Origin of the sequence: Longivirga aurantiaca, assembly GCF_042660085.1 — a bacterium.
GTDB classification, from domain to species: Bacteria; Actinomycetota; Actinomycetes; order S36-B12; family CAIYMF01; genus Longivirga; species Longivirga aurantiaca.
In genome coordinates this window covers 1,106,504-1,129,259 of the sequence record NZ_JBHSTI010000008.1, presented here as the reverse complement: position 1 = coordinate 1,129,259, position 22,756 = coordinate 1,106,504, and the positions used below count along the sequence as shown (strand labels likewise).

The 22,756-nt window shown below is 71.2% G+C and carries 14 protein-coding genes and 1 pseudogene; 11 read left to right on the top strand and 4 right to left on the bottom strand.

Annotation, left to right across the window (positions count from 1 at the left end):
* Window positions 1–32: 32 nt before the first annotated feature.
* The gene (locus ACFQGU_RS09250) at window positions 33–4,748 is read right to left on the bottom strand and encodes a hypothetical protein (RefSeq protein WP_386765935.1); all 4,716 of its coding nucleotides are present in this window, start codon (window positions 4,746–4,748) and stop codon (window positions 33–35) included.
* Window positions 4,745–8,194 (bottom strand): hypothetical protein, encoded by a 3,450-nt coding sequence (locus ACFQGU_RS09245; protein WP_386765933.1) that lies wholly within the window; start codon window positions 8,192–8,194, stop codon window positions 4,745–4,747. Before ACFQGU_RS09245 ends, ACFQGU_RS09250 begins: the two co-directional genes overlap by 4 nt.
* A gap of 507 nt (window positions 8,195–8,701) precedes the next feature.
* On the opposite strand from ACFQGU_RS09245, the gene ACFQGU_RS09240 reads away from it, so the two are divergent.
* Together ACFQGU_RS09240 and ACFQGU_RS09235 are read left to right on the top strand one after the other, a co-directional pair.
* The gene (locus tag ACFQGU_RS09240) at window positions 8,702–9,643 is read left to right on the top strand and encodes a hypothetical protein (protein WP_386765931.1); all 942 of its coding nucleotides are present in this window, start codon (window positions 8,702–8,704) and stop codon (window positions 9,641–9,643) included.
* Window positions 9,644–9,961: 318 nt separating this feature from the next.
* Window positions 9,962–10,837, top strand: a complete 876-nt coding sequence (locus ACFQGU_RS09235; protein WP_386765929.1) for a universal stress protein — start codon at window positions 9,962–9,964, stop codon at window positions 10,835–10,837.
* Between the two features lie 27 nt (window positions 10,838–10,864).
* Here the strand turns inward: ACFQGU_RS09235 and ACFQGU_RS09230 are convergent.
* Window positions 10,865–11,014: pseudogene (locus tag ACFQGU_RS09230) on the bottom strand (fructose bisphosphate aldolase); the annotation flags it as partial.
* Between the two features lie 118 nt (window positions 11,015–11,132).
* Between ACFQGU_RS09230 and ACFQGU_RS09225 the strand changes: the two are divergent.
* Together ACFQGU_RS09225 and ACFQGU_RS09220 are read left to right on the top strand one after the other, a co-directional pair.
* Entirely contained in the window at window positions 11,133–12,440 is a 1,308-nt protein-coding gene (locus ACFQGU_RS09225; protein WP_386765927.1) for a phosphoribosyltransferase family protein, read from the top strand.
* Window positions 12,437–13,756: an erythromycin esterase family protein gene (locus ACFQGU_RS09220; protein ID WP_386765925.1), complete on the top strand. Its 1,320-nt coding sequence runs from the start codon at window positions 12,437–12,439 to the stop codon at window positions 13,754–13,756. The genes ACFQGU_RS09225 and ACFQGU_RS09220 overlap by 4 nt, the downstream gene beginning before the upstream one ends.
* A 34-nt stretch (window positions 13,757–13,790) precedes the next feature.
* Here the strand turns inward: ACFQGU_RS09220 and ACFQGU_RS09215 are convergent, their stop codons facing one another.
* Window positions 13,791–14,219, bottom strand: coding sequence for a universal stress protein (locus tag ACFQGU_RS09215; RefSeq protein ID WP_386765923.1), 429 nt, complete (start codon window positions 14,217–14,219; stop codon window positions 13,791–13,793).
* 313 nt (window positions 14,220–14,532) lie between these two features.
* Here ACFQGU_RS09215 and acsA point away from each other — a divergent pair, with 313 nt between their 5' ends.
* The 7 genes from acsA (at window position 14,533) to ACFQGU_RS09180 (ending at window position 22,602) form a co-directional block, all read left to right on the top strand.
* Complete coding sequence (gene acsA / locus ACFQGU_RS09210; protein WP_386765921.1) at window positions 14,533–16,281, top strand: acetate--CoA ligase; 1,749 nt, start codon at window positions 14,533–14,535, stop codon at window positions 16,279–16,281.
* The gene (gene pdhA / locus ACFQGU_RS09205; protein ID WP_386765919.1) at window positions 16,278–17,297 is read left to right on the top strand and encodes a pyruvate dehydrogenase (acetyl-transferring) E1 component subunit alpha; all 1,020 of its coding nucleotides are present in this window, start codon (window positions 16,278–16,280) and stop codon (window positions 17,295–17,297) included. Before acsA ends, pdhA begins: the two co-directional genes overlap by 4 nt.
* A 4-nt stretch (window positions 17,298–17,301) precedes the next feature.
* The gene (locus ACFQGU_RS09200) at window positions 17,302–18,300 is read left to right on the top strand and encodes an alpha-ketoacid dehydrogenase subunit beta (RefSeq protein ID WP_386765917.1); all 999 of its coding nucleotides are present in this window, start codon (window positions 17,302–17,304) and stop codon (window positions 18,298–18,300) included.
* Complete coding sequence (locus ACFQGU_RS09195) at window positions 18,293–19,699, top strand: dihydrolipoamide acetyltransferase family protein (RefSeq protein WP_386765915.1); 1,407 nt, start codon at window positions 18,293–18,295, stop codon at window positions 19,697–19,699. Before ACFQGU_RS09200 ends, ACFQGU_RS09195 begins: the two co-directional genes overlap by 8 nt.
* A 5-nt stretch (window positions 19,700–19,704) precedes the next feature.
* A complete protein-coding gene (locus ACFQGU_RS09190) occupies window positions 19,705–19,941 on the top strand; it encodes an acyl carrier protein (RefSeq protein WP_386765913.1) in 237 nt (78 codons plus the stop codon).
* Window positions 19,942–20,108: 167 nt separating this feature from the next.
* Window positions 20,109–21,878, top strand: a complete 1,770-nt coding sequence (locus tag ACFQGU_RS09185) for a FlgD immunoglobulin-like domain containing protein (protein WP_386765911.1) — start codon at window positions 20,109–20,111, stop codon at window positions 21,876–21,878.
* A 268-nt stretch (window positions 21,879–22,146) separates the two neighbouring features.
* Window positions 22,147–22,602 carry a very short patch repair endonuclease gene (locus ACFQGU_RS09180; protein ID WP_386765909.1) on the top strand — a complete coding sequence of 152 codons (456 nt, stop codon included), beginning with the start codon at window positions 22,147–22,149 and terminating at the stop codon, window positions 22,600–22,602.
* Window positions 22,603–22,756 lie beyond the last annotated feature (154 nt).

Below are 22,756 nucleotides of genomic sequence, written 5' to 3'. Positions count from 1 at the left end.
CCGGGGCGGAGCGGCGGTGCCCACCGATCTCGTCACCCGATCGTGACGACCTTGGTCACCTGGTTGTTGCCGAGCTGCCCCGGCTGGTTGAGCGCCGGGCCACCCGGGCGCTCCCACACGTCGAGCGGGATCACCTGCACCGTGATGTTCTTGGCGCCGCTCGTGTTCAACGGCATGGTGATCGTCTGCGTCCCGCCCTTGGCGATCGTGAGGCTGACCGTCTTCCCCCAGCCCGATGCCGCCGATGCGTTCTTGGGGATCGGGAGCGTCTGCGGCAGGCAGGTGGAGGTGGTGGGGCAGGCCCAGATCCGGATGATGGCCCGCTTCCCGGTGATGGCGGACGAGGACTTGACCTTGATGGAGGCGGACCGCCCGTCCTGGGACACGACCACGCCTGACGAGTACACCGACAGGTCGGTCGGCTGAGCCGGCTTCCCGCCGAACCGGATCGGGAAGTACGCCTGGTTGTTGGTGGTCGGGCAGAGGGACGGGCGCTTGGCCGTGCCCCCAGGCTCGCGGTACTCCGGAATCGCACCGGCGAGGTTGGGGTACGTCGCGTCGCAGTCGGCGAGGCTGATAGGCGCCGTCCAGGGATGCACCTCGGGCATGGTCGTGCGGATCACCGCGTAGATCGGCAGCGGGGCCGCGGTCGTCCCACGTCCGGAGAGGCCGAGGGCGGGAACCCAGTCGCTCAGGACGTTGACCTCGCCCTGCGGGGTGATGCAGTAGGCGAAGCCGCAGCCCGGCGACGACGGCACCGGAGCGTCGAGGACGGGGTAGCCACCTCGCGCGGGGTCTCCGACGTAGTACCGGATGGTGATGGGCTTGGTCGAGCTCGCGTATGCCTTGAGGCTGTAGTTGTGGACGGTCGTCGAGATCGTCGACGCCTTGCCGGCCACTGCCAGCGGAGGTGCCGTGCAGACCTTCTGCTTGAGCGTCGCGTCGTCCCGGCACTTCCACGTCTGGAAGTCGGGCGAGCGCAGCATGTTGACGTAGTTGTCACCCGTGTTGTTGGGGGTCTTGTACGGGTTGAGCAGCTCGGGCAGGGCGAAGGCCAGGTCCGGCTGGTAGAGGTACGAGTTCCACACACCGGTGTTGCAGTGGATGTCGCAGGAAGCCGTCCAGTCGAACGTCATGGCGTTGGTGCGCGGGTCTGACGTGAGGAACGGCTGCACGACGTAGCGCGTGCCCGTCTCGGACACCGGCGGGATGGTGGCCTCGAACTTGGTGCCAGCCAGCATCGCCACGCTGCGGGTGGCTCCCTCGGACCGTTGGTAGTTACCCTTCAGCTTGATGGCAACTCCGGCCCCACCGAGGGCCGCGCCGCCGCCGCTGAGCTGCAGATCGGCGGAAAGAGAGGTGTTGAGCGACCAGGATGCAGCAGCCTCGAACTCGCTGGTGTCCGAGAACTCCACGGAGAAGTTGGTCGCAGAGCTCCCGACGGTCTGGGCCGTCCTGTCGAGCGCGCCAGGAAGCCTCTTGAGGCTGCCGTTCCCGCAACCGGTCGTGCAGCCAGAAGCTCCGGCTGTCCAGTCGACGGCCGAGAGCGTGCTCGACGACTGCAACTGAAGCTCGTTGGCCGAATCGATCTGCGTCACCTTGAAGGACTTCCCGTTGAGACCCGAGGCCCCGTCCCCGAAACCGCTCAGTGAGACGGTCTCAAGCCTGGCGTCGGCCGCACAGGGGAACTTCGACAGGTATCCCGGCGGCGCGAGCTGACGGGTGCCGTCGGTCGTGGTGAAGCCGGCGAGGGAGCAGGTGTATCCGTGATCGCCGGTCGTGGTGATCCGCACGGTCTGCGGGCCGATCTTCTCCGCCTCCTTGACCGCCTTCGTGTCGGTCGGGAGCGTGTTCGCGGACTTGGGGTAGGAGAGGATGTTGCCCGGCACCGAGTGCTGCCAGCCGCTCGAGGTGATCTCCGGGTCGGTCGCGCTGCGCCATGCCAGCGTCGACTGGACGGGGCTGTCGACGCGGACGTACCGCCCCGGCTCGAGCTCGCCACCGAAGACGGACGTGCCGGGGTAGATCGGGTACTCGGTCGTCTCGGTCGCTGCGGTGAAGGCGAGAACCTCGTCGGAGCCGGCGAGAGCGGTCTTGCTGAACGAGTACGTGAAGTTGGTGCCGGCCTTGGTGGTGTCGGCCTGCTCCCCGTTGTACTCGGTCTCCAGCAGGACGGTCAGCTCGGCGCAGACACCGGTCTGGCACTTCGTGACGCCGGCCTTCGTCTCCTTGGTATCGCCGAACCATGTGTTGAAGCCGACCGATCCCCCGATGCCCCACGAGTTGTTGATGCTTCCTGCGATCGAGCTGGTGAGCGTCGACGTCGACGAGTACACGGTGGCGACGTCGCAGTCGGACGGAGTCTTCGCGCCGAAGCACCCGTTGGTGTCTCGGGTCTCGGTGAAGGAGACCTTGCCGTCGTTCGTGATGAGCGCCGGGAACGCGTCGAAGTGGACGGGCGGCGAGCGCAGGATCATGAGGGGCCGGACCTCGCCGACGGTCACGTAGGTGACAGGCGTCCCCAGCGTCTGGCTGTCCGCATCCAGGTCGGGCAGGGCGAGCGCCACGTGCGTCGCCTCGCTCGTGATCGCGTTGTACGTCGCAGGGAGCGGCGCCGCGGGCAGGACGCTCGGGATGCCGCCGTCGTCGCTCGGGCTGAGCTTGTCCTTGCCCTTGGGGAAGAACTCAGGCGTCGCCTGGATCTTCACGGCGATCGGCAGGATGGCGACGCTGGAGCCGCTCGCCGAAGCTCCGCACGAGGCCGTGTCTACGCAGGTCCACGCGAGGACGATGTCGGGGTTGATCGCGTTCGGGAAGCCTTGGCTGCTCGCGTCCTCGAGAGACCCGACCTGCCCGGCTGCGAGCGCCAGCTGTCCTGAGCCGCCGACACCGACAGCGCGCATGTCGTCGTCCCCGTTGAACGTCAGGCGGGTGCCTGTCGACGACAGGGTCGTGATCACCGTGAAGGCGGCCCGGCTCTCGGTAGTGCCGAGGAGCTGGGTCGTGGTCCTCCCGATGACCGGGTCGTCCATGCCGTCACCGTCGAAGTCGGCGGCGGCGGCCACGAACGAGTACCGGGAAGCGACCAGACCCTCGCTGCCCGTCTCGATCAGCGTGGTTGCAGCTGCCTTCGGGACGAAGTCCCCTGCGACGTCGTACGTGATGGCGTACCTGGCCATGCACGCCTGCAGCACCGGGCACCCGATCGTTCCGCTGGTGCTCTGGACGGCGACGAGCAGGTCGTCGCCGTCGAGGTTGGTCCCGGCAGCCTTGGTGAGCCGCCCGGACGCGAGGGAGACGGACGACACGGTCAGATTCGCGTTTCCGGACATCTTCGGAGCATCCGCGGGTGCGTTGGCCGCTCCGACAGGGACCAGCTGCTTGGAGTCGTTCCAGCGGAAGATGCGCACGCGCAGGCAGGCAAGGCCGGTGCAGGTGCTGCCGAAGCCGACTGCGATCTCGTCGGGGGCTCCCCCGTTGAAGTCCCCCGTCACGACGTCGAGCGGCTGTCGGGCACCTGTGCTCACACCGACGGAGTGGACGTCGCTGAGAGAGAACGGCGCCGTCGTGCCCAGTCGGACGATGAACGTCGCGAGCTGCACCGAGGCCGAAGGCGCGACCCAGGCCACGGCGAGGCCCTGGTTGGTCCCCGTGACGCCGAACCCGGTGTCGCTGCTCCAGTCCAAGGGCTCACGGGTGCCGTCCGCGAGGCAGCGGAAGCCCTCCGGAGGGCAGGTCGCCGTGGCGCTCGCGTCCTGAAGCGTCCCCAGTGCCACGACGAAGGAGAGGCGATCGGTCGCGATCGACTCGATCGGCCACAGCCCCTCGGCGAGATCTCCCGCGCACAACGGCTCGGTGCCGTCGTCATCGGCCGGAAGGCACAGCGCGGAAGCAAGCTCGGCCACGCCGGCCGCGTCGAACCGCAGCGCATCGCTCGTGGTGAGGCGGTGGGGGATGTCCGTCGTGAGGCGCATGAGGAGGTTCGAGCCGTCAGCCGACGTGGTGAAGGACGCTCCCGTCACCTTCGCCGTCGTCTGCGCGATCCGTCCGGCAGCGAGCTTGATGCGTCCCACGGCCTTCACCGAGTCCGCCACCAGACCCGTCGGGCTCCACGACGACCACGAGTCCGTGTCAGGGTCGTACGCCCGAAGGCAGATCTCGCTCGGCGTGCCGCCTCCCAGCACGGGGCACAGCGCCGCAGTGACGACGTCCTCGCGGCCGTCGCCATTGAAGTCGGCCTTCGCCACGGCGGTGTCACCGACGGTGGTCGACGCCGACGACGGGAGGACCGGGGTCGCGTCCGTGTACAACGGGCCGTCGTCGCCGACTCGGACGCGGTTGTCCAGGCCGCACGATGCGACGTCAGGGACGCAGGAGCCGAGCAGGACCCCGGTGGTGAAGTCGTTCATCGACACGGTCGAGGCGCGGTTGGCCGCGCTGCGGGTCAGCACCGCGCTCTCGTACTCGCCGATCGTGCGACCGGACGGGAAGCGCACCGGCTCCATCCCGAAGTCGCACGGCTCGGACTCGCCGGTCACGTCATCGAGGCACTCGCTGCCCGGCGCCGGTGCCGCCGCTGGGACAACCGCCGCGGTCGCCGTTGCGGTCGCCGCCTCGGCGCCAGAGGAGTAGGAGGACGCCGCACCCAGCCCGAGGGACAGCATCACACCCACGCAGAGGAGGGCGGTGAAGCGAGACATCGGCATGGAGCCCTTCGAGGTGAGGCGGACACGGGTTGCGGTGCTCATGAGACGGTCCAACCGTCGACTGCGACGAAGTCCTTGGTGCCCGTGCCCGTGCCCGCGACGGTGACGGTCAGCTTGTGCACCGCGTCGGTCAGCCCCGTGAAGGCGACCGTGCGGGCCTTCGTGGCCGTCGCGTAGAGCGCGAACGTCCCCTTCGCCTTCCCGTCGATCACGACCTTGGCGTCACCGAAGTCGGGGCCTACGAACGTCAGCCAGTTGATGCGTGTGCCGCGGAACGTGACCGTGTACGTGGCGCCTGCCTGCTGGGAGCGGACGTATCGCTTCGCCGAAGCGGTCGAGGAGGACACAGCTGCCCAGGAAGGAGTCAAGGTCGGCGTGGCCGAGGTGACCGCTCCCACCGAGAACCCGTCGATCGCCACCGAGGTGCCCGTCGACCTGGTGTTGCGGGTGCCCAGCACCTTGACCGTCAGCGTGTGGGGGCCGGCGCCGAGACCGGTGAGGGCGACCTTGAACCGGTTGACGGCAGTGGCGGAGTACAGGTCCAACGTCTTGGATACCGCGCCGACCGAGACCACGACCTTGCCCTGGCTCGGCCCCTTGCGCGTCAGCAGGGCGACGGAGCTGCCCGTGAACGCGAACTTCGCGGATGCTCCTGCCGTCCGCTCCGTCACGTACGAGCCCCCCAGGGCTGTGCTGCTGCTGACCTTTGGCCAGGCCGCCGTATTGGCCGGGCTGGTGTCACCCAGCGCCGTCGCGGCTCTGGCACTCACCACGGACGGGGTCAGCGGCAGGCCGCCGGAGGTGAGCGCTGTGGCGCTGCCGGTGTTGACTGCGACTTCGTACTGCTGCCCGGCGACGAGTGGCGCTGCCGGCTTGATGCTCACTGTCCGACGGTCGGCCGACACACTCTTCGTGCTTGCCAGGGCACTCGCCGATCCCTTGACGCGGAGCACCACGTCGGTCGTGGCGTCGAGCGCGTCCAGGTTGGTGCCGAACCGCGCCACGAGGCTTCCATCGAGCGTCGCGGGGGCGCTCACGATGAACGTGCTCGGCACCTCGAGCGGGACGCCGACGGCGCCCAGAGGCGAGCCATACGTCGCCAGAGTCCCCCACGCGTTGTCGCCCCAGCAGACGATGCCGGTGGCGGTCGCAGCGCACGTCGTGGTAGGCCCGGCGGAGATGTGCATCGCTCCACCGACCTGCTGGCAGCCGGCCGTCTGCACGAAGTCCAGGTTGTTCAGGCACGCGCCCGGACGCACCGAGGTCTGCCCGTAAGCGTCCGATCCGTAGCACTGCACGCGCTTCAGGTCGGTGGACTCGATCGTGCACGTGGTGAGGTCGCCTGAGTCCAGCTCGGTCACCGGCACGGTCGTGGGAGTGCCGCCGTTCCGCCAGATGTCGCCCTCGACCGTGTTGAGCCGCGTCTGGCCGCTGTCGTTGGCGCCCCAGCAGGTCATCTGACGAGGCGACCCGTTCTGGGCGATGCACGTGTGCGCCAGACCGCCGCTGCCCACTCCGGCGCCGATCACGGGCATGGCGATCGGGAAGCTGCTCTGGTCGCCGGTGTCCGACGGAGGGAGGCCGAAGCGCAGGGCCGACGCGCCCGAGGCGGGCCATCCCGTCTGGCCGGAGGAGCTGCTGCCCCAGCACAGCGTGGTCGGCTGGCCGTTCACGACGCCGGAAGCGCACGTGTGATGCGCACCCGCGAACACGCTGCTCATGGTCGGTGCAGCCTGCCCGGGCTGCAGGGCCTGCAACGGCATCAGCGGCGTCGGGATCGTGCGGATCGGCACCCGGCCCCACTGAGTGACCGAGCCCACCGCGTTGAAGCGCTGGAGCCTCGCGGGGCTGGCAGCGGCGTACGAGGGGTCGGAGACGATGATGCCGCCATCACCGGACTCCGTTGCGTCCAACGGCTTCCGGAGATCCGTGAGATCGCCCGCGCTGCCCCGGACCGTGAAGACCACGCTGGCTGCCTGCGTTGACGAGGCCGCGGGGTCCACGACCATCACGCAGTCTGCGACCTCGGCAGGCGTCTCGTTGGTGTAGTTGGTCTGGATGTCCACCGGGGCCGCAGGGTTGGTCGTGAAGGTGTTCTCCAGACGCCGGCCCTGGGAGTAGTCGGCCGAGAGCAGCAGCTGGCCGTCCGCTGCGGTTCCGAGGCGGAGGCTGTTGACGAGCGGGTACGTGTGTCGGTGGCGGTAGAAGGCAGTGCCGCTGAGCGTCGTCTGATCCGCCAGCACGTAATCCTCCGAGGGCACGCAGCTCTCCACCGCGGCGTACGCCGACTTCTTGTTGAGGAAGACCAGGGACGAGCCGGCGGTGGCCGGGATGGCGAAGGACGACAGGGTGGGTGACGGGTTGAAGGGCGACGGGTTGACCAGGTTGGTACCGAGCACCCACACCGTCCCCCGGTTCGCCCCCGGGACCCAGGTGACGTCGGAGATGACGGTCATCTGAGCGGTCACATCGGTCACGCCGAGCGGGAGTCCCTCCTTCGACGCCGACGCGATGAACGAGGCTCGAGAGACGCCGGCCCCATCGAACCGCTGAACCGCGGCGTAGACCGTGCCGTTGGCGTCGGTGGTCAGGCCGACGACGCTGCAGCTCGCAGTCACGCAGCCCGGGACGCTGCTCACCAGGCTCCACGTGCGTTCGATCGTCGTCGTACCGGACAGCACCCAGACCACGGCCTGACCCGGGAACGCGCTGGCGACGTAGGTGCGCGACCCGTCGCGGGCGGTTGCGACGCCACCTACGAGAGTGCTTCCGGGGATGCTCCAGAACGACTTGATCACGCCGTCGTCGCCGTACCGGACGACCGATCCGCTGCCGAGCGTGCCGTTGGTCGCTGCGTCGGAGAGCACGAGGTCCCCGTTGTCGTCCGTGGCGTTCGAACCGACGCCGATCGCATAGAACTGCGCCAACTGGGTCAGGCCGAGGCGCGCTTCGCGCACACTGCCGAGCCCGAGCTGGCCGAACCCGTTCGATCCCCAGCACGAGACGAGGCCGTTCGCGACGGCACACGTGTGCGCCCGTCCAGCCGTGAGATCGGTGACCCCCGAGAGCCCAATCGCTGCGACCGGCGCCGAGCTGTCGACGGTCAAGGCGTTGCCGAGCTGACCCGAACCGTTGGCCCCCCAGCACTTCACCGTGCCATCGGTGAGCCGGGCGCAGGTGTGCAGATCGCCGGCGACCACCTGCACCGCCGTGGAGATGCCGGGCACCGGGCGCGGCTCGCCGGGGGTCGTCGCGCTCGGGTAGCCGAGCTGGCCGCGGTCGTTGCGCCCCCAGCACCACACGTATCCGGTCGCCATGAGGGCGCAGGCGTGCCCTCGCCCGACGGTCACGTTGGCCGGGACGGCAGCAGCGGCGTCCACGGCCTGAGGTGCGACCACGGCCGCGGGAAGGGAGGCACCCACCGCGCTGCCTGCCCCTGTCATCGACAGCAACGACGCGGTGAGGGCGAGGACGCAGGCGCCCACCACGCCGCGACGAAGAGGTGATCCAGCCGTACGACCCCGTGCCCGACTGCCCCGCACTGTTCGTCCCATCATCGTTGAGCCTCCCCGACCTCGCCGCGACGCTAGGGACGCCGGCTCGGGGCCGCATCGGGCATTTGCCCGGGGTGCCCCACGCGTCGGTCCGGGCGTCCGCCGCCAGCAGGCTGGGCGACCCCGATGCGACGGCGGGAACCCGTGAGGTGCGCGGTCGAGGTCGCGGCGACGGCGACGCGAAGGCTTACCACGACCGCGTCGAGGTCGCGCCCACCTGGGCCGTGATGCACCGCCCCGCGCTCCCCACCGACTGATCGGCCGTTACCCGGGTAACCAGCGTGCGCTCTGGGACGGATTCGGCACTCAGCTACGCCCCTTTCCCGTTACCCGGGTACGCCGAGCGCGCGCCCCGGAACACGCTCGACACCCGACGTACGCCGAACCACGCCTGAGCGGAGCCCGCGCCCTACGATCGGCCGCACATCGAAGGGGGAAGTCGTGGGTCTGTTCTCGCGCACGTCCAAGCCGAGCACCAGGTTCGTGGAGAGCCCCGACCTCGGGATCGCGACGGTCACCGAGGCCCTGGCGGCGGGCAAGGCGGGCGAGATCGCGCAGTTCGAGGGCATCGCCGCCCGTGCCGAGAGCCTCGACGACATCCACGCGGCGCTGACGCGGATGAACGACGCGGCCGACCTCGACCGCATCCAGGCGTGGTACGACACGAAGCAGGACGACCCGTTCGCCTCGACCGTCTACGCGCAGGCGCTCGTGCAGGCCGGCTGGGCGATCCGCGGCCACGGGATGGCCGAGACGGTCGGCGCCCGCAAGTTCGAGGGGTTCTTCGGCTACCTCGAGGCGGCCGAGCGGGTGCTGCAGCCTGCGCTCACCCCGTGGGCGAGCGCTCCCCTGTCGTGGTGCACCGCCGTACTCCTCGGCCGTGGTCTGCAGTACGGCCCGTCGGAGGTAAGGGCCCGGTTCGACCGCGGTGTCGCGGCGGGCGGGCAGTCGTTCCTCGCCCTGCACGAGCAGGCGCTGCAGGGCATCTGCGAGAAGTGGAGCGGCAGCCACGAGCAGATGTTCGCGTTCGCCCGGGAGCACCGCGACACCTCCGCGCCGTCGCCGCTCAACGAGCTGATCGGCATCGCGCACCTCGAGTACTGGGTCAGCGGCAAGCCTCCGCGCGGCTACATCTCCTCGGCGGCCGTCGCACAGGAGCTCGCTGACGCCGCGGCCTCCTCGTGGCTGCCCGGCTTCCCCGACGACGCCGCCGGAGTCATCGCCCGCAACACCTTCGCGATGACGTCGTACGTGAGCGAGAACAAGGCCGAGGGCGCACACCAGATCGACGCGCTCGGCGACCGCATCCAGGACTGGCCGTGGTACTACCTCAGGACTGCGGGCAAGGCCATCGCCGAGCTGCGCACCCTGGCCGCGGAGTAGCCGCCTCGCACCCGCCAACCCGGGTAACCAGCGTGCGCTCTGCGACAGATTCCGCACTCACCCACGAGCCTCGCTGGTTACCCCGGTAGCCAGCGTGCGCCCTGCGACGGATCCGCCACCCACCTACGCGCCTCGCTGGTTACCCGGGTAGCCAGCGTGCGCCCTGCGACGGATCCGCCACCCACCTACGCGCCTCGACGCGGTTGCGAGCCCTCCTGCTGTGGCATCCGCATGTCGGCGGGCGCAGAATCGGGGTAGAGGAGCAGGACGCCCGCGTCGGCTCCCGATGGTGGCGCCACCTCCTCGAGGAGGTGCGTGATGACCAGGTCGAGACTCCCGATCATCGTCGGCACGGACGGGTCCCCGGGAGCCACCGCCGCCGTGGACTGGGCGGCCCACGAGGCGGCGCTCCGCCGCCTGCCGCTCGTCGTGCTCACCGTGATCGAGCCCAACTGGGTGGCGGTCACGCCGGGCGTTCCCGCGGTCCCGACCCCGACCGTGGGCGGTCGCCCCGGGTACGTCGACGACGCAGTCACCCGCGTGACACGCGCGTGGCCGGAGCTGGTGGTCACGGCCCAGCACGTCGCGGGGCATCCCGCGTCGGCGATGCTGACGGCGAGCGGGGAGGCGAGCATGGTGGTGGTCGGAGCGCGCGGTCGCTCGCGCGTCGCCGAGGTGCTGCTCGGCTCCGTCAGCCGGCACGTGAGCGCGCAGGCGCACTGCCCCGCCGTGGTCGTGCACGGGACTGCTGATCGTTCGACCGGGCCCATCGCGGTGGGCGTCGACGGCTCGAAGGCGTCGTACGCCGCCCTCCGGGCTGCGGCCGACGAGGCGTCGTGCCGCGGCTCGCGGCTGCTCATGGTGCATGCATGGCAGGACCTCAACCCCACCGGCTACGGGATCTACCTCCCACCGCCCGACCTGGCCCGCGAGCTGCAGGCGGGCGCCGAGCAGCTGGCCGCGCAGATGGTGGACGAGATCGGCGCCGACTACCCCGACCTCGAGGTCGACATGCGCGTGATCCAGGCGCACCCGGCGTCGGCGCTCCTGCAGGCAGCGCAGACCGCTCAGCTCGTCGTGGTCGGGGCCCACGGACGCGGCCACTTCCTCGGGATGCGGCAGGGCTCGGTGACCGCCGCCCTGGTCCACGGCGCGGCCTGCCCGGTGATGGTCGTCCCGCCGCCCACCGGTTGAGCGTGCGATGCCGGCCGCTGGTCCGGGTCAGGTGAGCGAGGCGCGGAAGATGCTCGCGATCGAGGCGTCGAGCGCCGCGTCGAACTCGGCCTGGGTCTGGTCGACGTGCAGGCCCTCGGTGAGCGCGCGCGAGAAGCTCGCCACCACACCGTGCTGGCGGCTGAGGCGCTCGTCGGCGCACGGGATCCCCGTGCGAGGGCGGGCATGTCGCCGCTCGGTGGTGCCAGAATGAAGGTGCGGGCGAGGCCGCACGGCCCCCGCGCCGGACGCGTGCGACGCGCTCGGGAGGTGCGTGATGGTGGCGTTCGCCGACCGTATCGAGGCCGGTCGTCTTCTGGCCCAGCAGCTGGCCCGGTTCCGCGGCCCCGACCTCGTCGTGCTCGGGCTCCCTCGTGGTGGTGTGCCGGTCGCCGCTCAGGTGGCGCGGGAGCTCGGGGCGCCGCTCGACGTGATCGTCGTGCGCAAGCTCGGCGTCCCCTACCAGCCGGAGCTGGCCATGGGGGCTCTCGGAGAGGACGGCGTCCGGGTCATCGACGAGGAGATCCTGCGCCTCGCCGGCGTCAGGCCCGAGGACGTCGTCCGGGTCGAGGCGCGCGAGCGCGCGGAGCTCGAGGACCGCGTGCGCCGGTTCCGCCCCGGCCGGCCCCGCCTGGATCTCACGGGCCGCATCGCTCTGCTGATCGACGACGGCATCGCCACCGGGTCGACCGCGCGGGCCGCCTGCCTGGTGGCCCGCCACCTCGGTGCTCGCCGCGTGATCGTCGCCGCGCCCGTCGGCGCACCGGGCGTCGAGCACCGGCTGCCCGACGCCGACGAGGTCGTCTGCCTGGCCGAGCCGCCGGGGTTCACGGCGGTCGGCAACCACTACCGGGACTTCTCACCGACCTCCGACGAGGAGGTGGTCGCCCTGCTGAGGGCGGCCGGCACCGAGGGCGCGGCGTACGACGAGAAGGTGCTCGTCCCCGTCGCCGGCTGCCGGCTCGAGGGCCATCTGGTGATCCCGCCCGGGGCACCTGGCCTGGTCGTGTTCGCGCACGGCAGCGGAAGCAGCCGGCACAGCCCGCGCAACCGGTACGTCGCCGACGTCCTGCAGGCTGCCGGGCTCGGGACGCTGCTCATCGACCTCCTCACCCCCGAGGAGGAGCAGGACCGCGCCCGGGTGTTCGACATCGGGACGCTCGCCGCACGGCTCATCGCCGCGACGGACTGGCTCGTGCAGCAGCCCGCGGTCGACGGTCTGAGCCTCGGATACTTCGGTGCGAGCACAGGGGCTGCCGCGGCGCTCGTCGCCGCCGCCGGATCCGAGCGGGTGGCCGCGGTCGTGAGCCGCGGAGGGCGGCCCGATCTGGCCGGTCACGCGCTCGCCGCGGTGCGGGCACCGACATTGCTGATCGTCGGTGGCGACGACCGGGCCGTGCTCGAGCTCAACCGCGCTGCGCAGGCCCGGCTGCGGTGCCCGACCGAGCTGGTCGTGGTGCCCGGGGCGACGCACCTGTTCGAGGAGCCGGGGACATTGGCCCAGGCTGCCTCGTTCGCACGCGACTGGTTCGTGCGCCACCTGGGACGGAGGGGACACGAACCGATCGAGGAGGGACGGCCATGACCACGTTCACCGGCGAGTCCTACGAGTCGGCTGCGGCCGAGGCCAGGTCGCTCGCCCACCCGCTGGAGACGCCCGCCGACCTCGACCCGCTCCTGGCCCGGATCGGTGACGCGCGCTACGTCTGCATCGGCGAGGCGTCGCATGGCACCCACGAGTTCTACGCCTGGCGGGCGCAGCTCACGCGCCGCCTCGTCGAGGAGCGAGGCGTCACGTGGATCGGCGTCGAGGGCGACTGGCCGGACTGCTGGCGGATCAACCGTTGGGTGCGCGGGCAGGACGACCAGGATCTCGACGTCCGGGGGCTCCTCGGCCGCTTCTCCCGGTGGCCGACCTGGATGTGGGCCAACCACGACGTCGGTGAGTTCCTCGTGTGGTTGCGCGAGACGAACCGCGGTCGCCCGCTCGAGCGGCGCGTCGGCTTCTACGGGCTCGACGTCTACTCGCTCTGGGACTCGCTGCGCGCCACCATGGCATGGCTCGGGCAGCACGACCCCGAGGCCCTGCCCACGGCGTGGAACGCGTGGCGGTGCTTCATGCCGTACGGCGAGGACCCGCACCGCTATGCACGCGCCGCCCGGCTGATCCCGGAGTCGTGCGAGGACGAGGTGGTCGCGCTGCTGACCGAGGTGCGGCGCAGGGTCGGCGTCCGCTCGGACGACGACGAGTTGGCGTTCGACGCAGCCTGCAACGCGGAGGCCGCGGCCGACGCCGAGAGCTACTACCGCGCGATGGTGCGCGGCGACCGCGCGTCGTGGAACGTCCGCGACCACCACATGGCGGGCACGATCGATCGCATCGCGCGCCATCTCGGCCCGGGCTCGGCCGGCGTCGTCTGGGAGCACAACACGCATGTCGGCGACGCCCGTGCGACCGACATGGCCCGTGCCGGCCTCGTCACCGTCGGCCAGCTCGTGCGCGAGAGGCACGAGTCGGACGGCGTGGTGCTGGTGGGGTTCGCCTCGCACCGCGGCTCGGTGCTGGCCGCGGGCGGCTGGGGCGAGCCCGAGCGCGTCATGCCGTTGCCGGTGGCCCGCGCCGGAAGCCACGAGTGGGTGCTGCACCAGTGCCTGCCCCGGCGGGCGTCGCTCGTCTTCCCCGAGGACCGGTCCGGCCCCTGGCTGTCGACGTGGGCGGGGCACCGCGCGGTGGGTGTGGTGTACGACCCGTCGCGCGAGAGCGGCAACTACGTCCCGACGTGGATGGGTGGGCGCTACGACGCGCTGCTCTGGTTCGACACCACGACGGCCCTGGTGCCCCTGCGCCACGAACCTCGCCCGACCGAGCCCGAGTACGAGACCGAGCCCAGCGGCCTGTGACAACGCCGGAGCAGACAACGCCGGAGCACGGCGGCTAGGACTGCCCGCCCCGCTCGCCACGGACGACCACGACGGGGCAGTGCGCGTGCTGCACGCAGTGCTGGCTCACCGACCCGAGCAGGAGCCCGGCGAACCCTCCCATCCCGCGCGAGCCGACCACGAGCAGGTCCGCCCGTTCGGAGGCCTCGACCAGCACGAGCGCCGCGTGTCCGCGGGCGACGGTGATCTCCACCTCCGGCGTGGTGCCGACAACCTCGGCCACCACGGACTCCAGCCCCCTGCGAGCCGCCTCCGTCGGGTCGAGGTCCTCCTCGCCCACCCAGCCGAAGGTGGCCGGGATCTCCCATACCGCCACGGCCTCGAGGCTCAGACCCCTGGCCACGGCGTGGTCCGCCGCCCAGCGCAGAGCCGCCTTCGACGCGGGTGACGCGTCGACCCCGACGATGACGTGACCGCTGCTCATGAGACTCGCCTCCTCGTTGGCACCACGGTAGCCCTGGTGGCCGCGAGGTCTCGGCCCGGACGACGCGCCCGGTGCCGATCCGCCGCACCGTCCCAGCGGGCGGTCGGCGTGCTCTCGGCGTACCTGCCCGGATCCTGCGCTGGGCAGGACGATCACGAACGGGCAGGTCCATGATGTACGCGGGACACAGTGGAGACGACGTCCTGGAGCATGTGCCCACGACAGGCGGACGCCGCTCGGTTCGTCCACGGGGCGTGTCCCAGGGCGGTGGATCATGGCCACTAGGCGGGAACCCTCGACGCAGGCCGGTCTCATGGACGACTACGACGACGTGCGAGCTGCCTTCACCTGGGACTCGGCGCGGGCCTGGCTCGACGGCCAGCCCGGCGGCGGGCGCAACATCGCCCACGAGGCGGTCGACCGCCACGTCGCCCACGGCCGGGGCGAGCACGAGGCGCTGCGGTTCATCGGTGCCGACGGGGTCGACGAGTCGTGGACCTACGCCGAGCTCGCGGAGCGCACGAGCAGGTTCGCCGAGGTGCTGCGCGGGCTCGGGGTCGGGCCGGGTGACCTCGTCTGCGGGCTGGCCGGTCGCATCCCCGACCTGTACGTCGCGCTGCTGGGCACGCTCAAGGCGCGCTCGGTGTTCTCCCCGCTGTTCTCGGCCTTCGGCCCCGAGCCCATCCGGCAGCGGATGGCGATGGGCCATGCCCGGCTGCTCGTCACGACGCCGGCGCTGTACCGCAAGCGCGTGCACGGCCTGCGCGCGGAGCTGCCCGAGCTGGAGCACGTGCTGCTCATCGGCCCGGGAAGCGCCGAGCTCGTCGGGGCCGAGCGCCTCGGCCCGGGCGTCCTTCCGCTCGCCGAGCTGTGGCCGGGCACCTCCGGCACGTTCAGGGCCGAGCCGACCGATCCCGAGGAGCCGGCGCTCATCCACTTCACCAGCGGCACGACCGGCACGCCGAAGGGCGCGGTGCACGTGCACGACGCCGTCGTGGCCCACCACGCCACGGCACGCCTCGTGCTCGACCTGCACGACGACGACGTCTTCTGGTGCACGGCCGATCCCGGCTGGGTGACGGGCACGTCGTACGGCGTCATCGCCCCGCTCACCTGCGGCGTCACGTGCATCGTGGACGAGCTCGAGTTCGACGCGCGCCGGTGGTACCAGCTGCTCGAGAGCGAGCGCGTGACCGTCTGGTACACCGCGCCGACCGCGCTGCGGATGCTCATGAAGGCCGGCTCCGCGCCGCACGAGGGTCGCGACCTGTCGGCCCTGCGGCACATCGCCAGCGTGGGCGAGCCGCTCAACCCCGAGGTCGTCCACTGGGGCATCGCGGAGCTCGACCGCCCGATCCGCGACACGTGGTGGCAGACCGAGACCGGCGCGATCATGGTGGCCAACTACCACGGTTCCGCGGTGCGGCCCGGCTCCATGGGACGCCCCGTCCCGGGCATCGAGGCGGCGGTGCTCGCCCGCGACGCCGAGGGCCACGTGGAGATCGGCGCCGACGGGGGGCCCGTGCGCCTCGACGAGCCCGACTCCCTCGGCGAGCTCGCGCTCCGCACGCCGTGGCCGTCGCTCATGCGCTCCTACATCGGCGCACCCGAGCGCTACGCCTCGGCCTTCCTCGGCGACTGGTACCTGTCCGGCGACCTCGTGCGCCGCGACGCCGAAGGCTGGTTCTGGTTCGTCGGGCGCGGCGACGACGTCATCAAGTCGGCCGGTCACCTCATCGGGCCCTTCGAGGTGGAGAGCGCCCTGCTCGAGCACTCGGCGGTGGCCGAAGCCGGCGTGATCGGCGTGCCCGACCCGATCGTGGGCGAGGTGGTCAAGGCCTTCGTGGCCCTCAAGCCCGGCTTCGAGCCCAGCGACGCGCTGCGCCGAGAGCTCATCGGCTTCGGGCGCACGCGGCTCGGCAATGCCGTCGCCCCTCGCGACATCACGTTCCAGCAGGACCTTCCCAAGACCCGCAGCGGCAAGATCATGCGTCGCCTGCTCAAGGCACGCGAGCTCGGGCTGCCGGAAGGCGACCTCTCGACCTTGGAGGTCCTGGCATGAGCGCCTCACGTCGTACGCCGCCCCCCGTGGCGACGCCTGCACCACCCGTCAGCAGCGACCGCACCGGGCCCGACCATCTCGCGCTCTACGAGCGCATGCTGCTCGTCCGGCGCTTCGAGGAGCGCTGCGTCGAGCTCTACAGCGGCGGCCTCATCCGAGGCTTCCTGCACCTCTACATCGGCGAGGAGGCCGTGGCCGTCGGCGTCCTGGACCATCTGCGCCAGGACGACGCCGTCGTGGCCACCTACCGCGACCACGGGCAGGCGCTCGCACGCGGCGTGCCGGTGGGACCGGTGATGGCCGAGATGCTCGGCAAGGCCGAGGGGGTCTGCCGCGGGCGCGGCGGATCGATGCACCTGTTCCATGCGCCCACCCGCTTCTACGGCGGCAACGGCATCGTCGGCGGCGGGCTGCCGGTGGCGGTGGGCCTCGCCCTCGCCGACCGGATGCAGGGCCGCGACCGCGTCACCGTGTGCTTCTTCGGAGAAGGCGCCATGGCTGAGGGCGAGTTCCACGAGTCGATCAACCTCGCCGCGGTGTGGCATCTGCCCGTGCTCTTCCTGTGCGAGAACAACCTGTACGCGATGGGCACCGCCCTCGACCGGTCCGAGTCGGAGACGAACCTCGCGGTGAAGGCGGCCTCCTACGAGGTGCCGGCCTGGTCGTGCGACGGCATGGACGTGCTCGCCGTCTGGGACGCGGCACGACGGGCGGTCTCGCTGGTGCGCGACAGCGGCGGCCCGGTGTTCCTCGAGGCGAAGACCTTCCGGTTCCGCGCCCACTCGATGTACGACGCCGACCGCTATCGCGAGAAGGCCGAGATCGAGCACTGGCGCGAGCGCGACCCGCTCCTGCTGCTCAGTGCCCGGCTGCTGGCCGACGGCGCCACCGACGACGACCTCGCCGCGATCGACGCCCGGGTGGGCGCGGTGATCGACGACGCCGTCGCCTACGCCCAGGCCGGCACCGACGAGCCGGTCGACGAGCTGCTCTCCTTCGTCACGAGCGGGAGGTGAGGTCATGACCCAGACCGCGGTGCAGGAGACCACCTACCGCGAGGCCGTGCGGGAGGCCATGCGCGAGGCCATGCTGCGCGACGAACGAGTGTTCCTCATGGGAGAGGACGTCGGCCGCTACGGCGGCGGGTTCGGCGTGAGCCTCGGGATGATCGAGGAGTTCGGCGAGGACCGCGTGCGCGACACCCCGCTGTCGGAGTCGGCGTTCGTGGGCGCGGGCATCGGCGCCGCCCTGGGCGGCATGCGCCCCATCGTCGAGGTGATGACGGTCAACTTCGTCATGCTCGCGATGGACCAGCTCGTCAACACGGCGGCGGCGCTGCTGCACATGAGCGGCGGGCAGTTCCAGGTGCCGCTGGTGGTGCGCATGACCACGGGCGGCGGGCGCCAGCTCGCGGCCCAGCACTCGCACTCGCTGGAGAACTGGTTCGCCCATGTGCCCGGCCTGCGCGTGCTCTCGCCCGCCACGATCGAGGACGCGCGCTGCATGCTGTGGCCCGCGCTGCTCGACCCCGATCCGGTGATCATCGTCGAGCACGGATCGCTCTACAACGCCAAGGGCCCGGCGCCCGCACCCGGCACCGAGGTCGACATCGACCGAGCCAGGATCAGGCGCGCCGGCGACGACATCACGCTCGTCACGTACGGCGGCTCGCTGGGCCTGTGCCTCGACGCGGCGGAGCGCCTCGCGGCCGAGGGCATCGGCGCCGACGTCGTCGACCTGCGCGTCCTGCGGCCTCTCGACAGCGCCACGGTGGCCGAGTCGGTGGCGCGCACGCACCGCGCGGTCGTCGTCGACGAGGGCTGGCGCACGCTGGGCATGTCGGCCGAGGTGTCGGCCCGCATCATGGAGGACTGCTTCTACGACCTCGAGGCGCCGGTGGGCCGCGTCTGCACCCTCGAGGTGCCCATCCCCTACGCCAAGCACCTCGAGGAGGCCGCGCTGCCCAGCCTGGAGCGCGTCGTCGCGGCGGTGCACGAGGCGGTGGGCCGCGATGGGTGAGTTCCGGATGCCGTCGCTCGGCGCGGACATGACCGAGGGGACGCTCGTCGAGTGGCTGGTCGGTCCGGGCGACGCCGTGACGCACGGCCAGATCATCGCCGTCATCGACACGGTCAAGAGCGCAATCGACATCGAGGCCTTCGAGGACGGGGTGGTCGAGCGGCTGCTCGTCGAGCCGGGCACGACGGTGACGGTCGGATCGCCGCTGGCCCTCATCGGGGCCGGATCGTCGACCGCGCCCGCCGAGCCGCCGGTGCAGCCCGCAGCATCGGCGCCCGCGGCGGACGGGCCGGCAGCGCACGCGGAGCATGCGCATCACGCGCCCGTCTCGCCGATCGTGCGCCACCTTGCGCACGACCTCCACGTCGACCTCGAGGCGGTCGAGGGCACGGGCCGCGGCGGCGGTGTCACGCGGCACGACGTCGAGCGGGCCGCCGACCAGGCCCGGAGCGCGCACGAGCCGGCGGCCCCGGTGCCCGCGGCTCCGGCTGCACCCGCTGGTCGCACGACCTCGGCAGGGGTCGGCGCCCACGTGGCTGCCTCACCCCGCGCGAGGCGCCTTGCCGAGCAGCTCGGCGTCGACCTCGCCTCCCTCGTCGGCACCGGGCCGCGGGGTGCGGTGAGCGTCGAGGACGTCCAGCGCGCGTCGACGACCGCCGTGCCCGAGCCCGCGGCATCCGGGGCGGCGGCCCCGCCACGCGCGGGGCGGTCGGCGGACGTGCGCGTCGCCGAGCGCAAAGAGGCCATGCAGGCCGCGACAGCCGCGCTCATGGCTCGGTCGAAGCGGGAGATCCCGCACTACTACCTCGAGACCACGATCGACCTGAAGGCGTCGCTGGACTGGCTGGCGGCGCGCAACCAGGGCCGCTCGCCGTCCGAGCGGCTGCTGCCGGCTGCGCTCCTGCTCAAGGCCACCGCCACCTGCCTGCTCGCCGTCCCGGAGCTCAACGGGTTCTACGTCAACGAGCACTTCGAGCCGCACGAGCACGTCGACCTCGGGGTCGCGGTGTCGCTTCGTGCGGGCGGTCTGCTCGTCGCCAACCTGCGCGAGGCCGACACGCTGACGGTCGAGGAGCTCATGGCGCGCCTCAAGGACATCGCCACCCGGGCCAGGGCCGGACGGCTCACGGGCTCGGAGATGAGCGTGCCCACGGTGACCGTCACCAACCTCGGCGATCAGGGGGCCGACCTCGTGCACGGGGTCATCTACCCGCCGCAGGTCGCGCTGGTCGGGTTCGGCCGCATCGTCGACCGGCCGTGGGCCGTCGACGGCATGCTCGCCGTCCGGCCCGTCGTCGTCGCGACCCTCGCCGCCGACCACCGGGTGACCGACGGTCACCGCGGAAGCCGATTCCTCGCGGCGCTCGACGCCGCCCTGCAGAAGCCGGAGGAGCTGTGAACCCCATGGACGCGCGGGCGGCGGTGCTCGACCTCATCGCCGAGATCGCGCCCGAGATCGACATCGAGGCCGTGCCGGACGACGAGGACCTGCGCGACGCCGTCGACCTGGACTCGTTGGACTTCCTGACCCTGGTCGAGCGGGTGCACGAGACGACCGGCGTCGACGTGCCCGAGAACGACTACGACCAGGTGCGCACCCTGCGCGGGTGGTCGGACTATCTCGTCGCCCGCGCCGGATAGCCGGCAGCGCGGCGCGACGTCGCTGCCTGTGTCCGAACACGGGGACCTCCGGCATCACCGAGACCCCGGAGGTCTCCGATCATCGGACAATCCCGTTCCGTGGGCGGGCAACGGTGCCCGGGGTGCGCGTAGCGTCGAAGCCGGAAACCGGTCGAAGGGGAACGGCCATGAAGAGAGTCAGAGCACTCGTTCTCAGTCTCACCACTGCCGCATTGCTCGCCACGGGAGTGGTCTTCCCTGGGGCGGTGTGGGCCGACGCGCCCTCCACCGTTCCCACCATCACGTCGCCGGCACAGGATGCGGTCGTCTCCGGTGTCGTCACCATCTCGATCACCAGCACCGCACCGCGCGTGCAGCTCCAGATCGGCGGCGAGACGATGGGCGTCTTCACGCCTGCCGGCTCCACCGTGACCTACTCCTGGTCGTCCTGGGGATGGGAGAACGCCAGCTGGCCGATCAAGGCCACCGACTGCAGCAGCATGGACGAGTGCGCCTGGGACGGCGACACCGTCGACGTGACGCTGTCCAACACGCTCCCGGTCATCACGACGCCGTCGTCCGGTTCCGTCCTTCCGGGGACGACCGGCTTCAGCTTCTCGGCGACCGCGCCGAGCCCTGCCGTGGCGTTCCTGGTTGACTTCGTCGCTGTCGCGTACGACGACGCGGCACCGTTCACGACCACGATCGACCCGACGACGCTGAGCGAGGGCGACCACACGCTCGTGGTGCGCGAGTGCAGCTCTGCACTCGATCGCTGCGGCGGTGCAGAGTCCGCCTACGTCAACATCACGACGGCCAACCTGCACCCGACCATCACGGCGCAGTCGCCGAATCCTTTCAGCCCCAACGGTAACGGCGTGAAGAAGACCAGCACGACGACCTTCACACTGAGCGAAGCCGAGGCCATCACCTGGACGGCGTTGAACGCCACGCAGGACGTGGTTCGCGGTCCGGTGCAGCTGGGCACGTTGAATCCTGGAACTCACGTCTACACCTGGGACGGCAAGGACGCGGGCGGCGTGGCGGTGCCGAACGGCACCTACACGATCCGCATCGCCGGGACGAGCGGCGGGTTCTCGGGAAGTGACACGACCACCGTGGTGGTCGACTCGACGCTGCCGACGCTCACATCCGTCGTGGGTGCGGGGCTGACCTTCTACCCGTACCCGGACAGCTACAAGGACTCGTTCACGCCCACGGTGGTGCTGAGCGAGAACGCGACACTGACGCTCACCGTGCGCTCCTCGACCAACGCGCTCGTGCGGAAGATCGCAGCGACCCGTTGGGCCGGCAAGGTCGGCATCGCGTGGAACGGGCGCAACACGGCCGGGGCCCTCGTGCCTGCGGGCGTGTACCGCTGGACCCTCACCGCCGTCGACAAGGCGGGCAACGTGCGCGCGACGCCGTCCCACACCGTGACGGTCTCGCTCAAGAAGCTCGTCACGAAGACCGTGAACGTGCAGCTGACGGCGAGCAAGCGGATCGCGACGAACCGCAGCGCCACCTGCGCGGCGGTCAGGACGTCGACGTACGGCGTCACGGGCGCGTGGTTCTACAACAACTGCGACATCAGGAAGACCGGGCCGCAGTGGGTCGAGGGCTCGTTCTCGGCAGTCCTCCCGTCCGCGGTGTCCTACAGCAAGCTCACGCTGCAGGTCTACGGGCACACGCACGGCCACAACGGCTACATGCCTGTCGCGCGCGGCTATGGATGGATCGACCGCGTCGGCGGCGCGAGCTGGGTGTCGAACGCGTTGGACATCAGGGCGACGACGGGGCGCTGGATCTCGATGGTGTCGTCGCCGGGGGCGGGGTTCGTCTCGTCGACGCGACGCGTCACCTTCGGCTTCGGCGTCGGTAACCAGTGGTACCCCGCGCCGAACGAGGTCGACGTGCGCTACGTGCGGCTCGTGGTGGTGGCGAAGGTTCTCGTCTAGAGCCCGCTGCTTGTGCGCGTGACCACCGGCGTGTGGTCACGCGCACCGGCATCTGCAGCACGCCGTTCGCGAAGCTGCTCGGCAGCGCGCTGGATGTCGCGCGGTTGCACGGTCGTCGGGCCCGGGGCCGATGACGACGATCAGGCCGCGGTCAGCGCGTGCAGCGAGGCGGCTGCACGACGTGGCGTGGACCCTCGCGAGCGGGCTCGTCGTCGATACCGCAGCGGTCGGCCGGCACCCGGGCGGCGCCCGGTGCGATCCTTGGTCTATGACGACGGACGCCGACTCCTGGGCCAGCAGCCCCGCGGTCCGGCGCTCGATGCTGGGCAACCGCCGTCGCGACACCGGGCCGGAGATGGCGGTACGCAAGCGGCTGCACGCCAGCGGTCTGCGCTACTCGGTGGACTACCCGCTCCCTTTCGATCGGCGTCGTCGGGCCGACGTCGTGTTCCCCCGGCTGAGGATCGCGGTCTTCATCGACGGCTGCTTCTGGCACTCGTGCCCGGAGCACGGCACCTCCCCCAAGTCGAACGAGAGCTACTGGACTCCCAAGCTGGCTCGCAACGCGCAGCGTGATGCGGACACCACCAGCCGGCTCGAGGCAGAGGGCTGGACGGTCCTGCGCTTCTGGGAGCACGAGGAGCCTGAGGCGATCACCGAGCAGGTCGCCGCAACTGTCGCGATCCGACGACAGTCGTCACGCGGCGGTCGCCCGGGTTCATGAAGCCGCCAGCGCAGCGCATGAACCATCGAGCCGTTCTCCGGGAAGTCCCGCGACCGGGCCGCCTCGGCCTCAGCGATCCGCGATCCCATCCCCCATCGGTGCGTTCCCTCCGATCCTGATGCCGGCACAGCCGACCGACCAGGCTCGAGACATC

Bases quoted from the DNA above. Each gene is read 5' to 3' on its own strand.
- ACFQGU_RS09250 (WP_386765935.1), bottom strand. From the start codon at position 4,748: ATGAGCACCGCAACCCGTGTCCGCCTCACCTCGAAGGGCTCCATGCCG.
- ACFQGU_RS09235 (WP_386765929.1), top strand. From the start codon at position 9,962: ATGACCAGGTCGAGACTCCCGATCATCGTCGGCACGGACGGGTCCCCG.
- ACFQGU_RS09225 (WP_386765927.1), top strand. From the start codon at position 11,133: ATGGTGGCGTTCGCCGACCGTATCGAGGCCGGTCGTCTTCTGGCCCAG.
- ACFQGU_RS09220 (WP_386765925.1), top strand. From the start codon at position 12,437: ATGACCACGTTCACCGGCGAGTCCTACGAGTCGGCTGCGGCCGAGGCC.
- ACFQGU_RS09215 (WP_386765923.1), bottom strand. From the start codon at position 14,219: ATGAGCAGCGGTCACGTCATCGTCGGGGTCGACGCGTCACCCGCGTCG.
- acsA (WP_386765921.1), top strand. From the start codon at position 14,533: ATGGACGACTACGACGACGTGCGAGCTGCCTTCACCTGGGACTCGGCG.
- pdhA (WP_386765919.1), top strand. From the start codon at position 16,278: ATGAGCGCCTCACGTCGTACGCCGCCCCCCGTGGCGACGCCTGCACCA.
- ACFQGU_RS09200 (WP_386765917.1), top strand. From the start codon at position 17,302: ATGACCCAGACCGCGGTGCAGGAGACCACCTACCGCGAGGCCGTGCGG.
- ACFQGU_RS09195 (WP_386765915.1), top strand. From the start codon at position 18,293: ATGGGTGAGTTCCGGATGCCGTCGCTCGGCGCGGACATGACCGAGGGG.
- ACFQGU_RS09190 (WP_386765913.1), top strand. From the start codon at position 19,705: ATGGACGCGCGGGCGGCGGTGCTCGACCTCATCGCCGAGATCGCGCCC.
- ACFQGU_RS09185 (WP_386765911.1), top strand. From the start codon at position 20,109: ATGAAGAGAGTCAGAGCACTCGTTCTCAGTCTCACCACTGCCGCATTG.
- ACFQGU_RS09180 (WP_386765909.1), top strand. From the start codon at position 22,147: ATGACGACGGACGCCGACTCCTGGGCCAGCAGCCCCGCGGTCCGGCGC.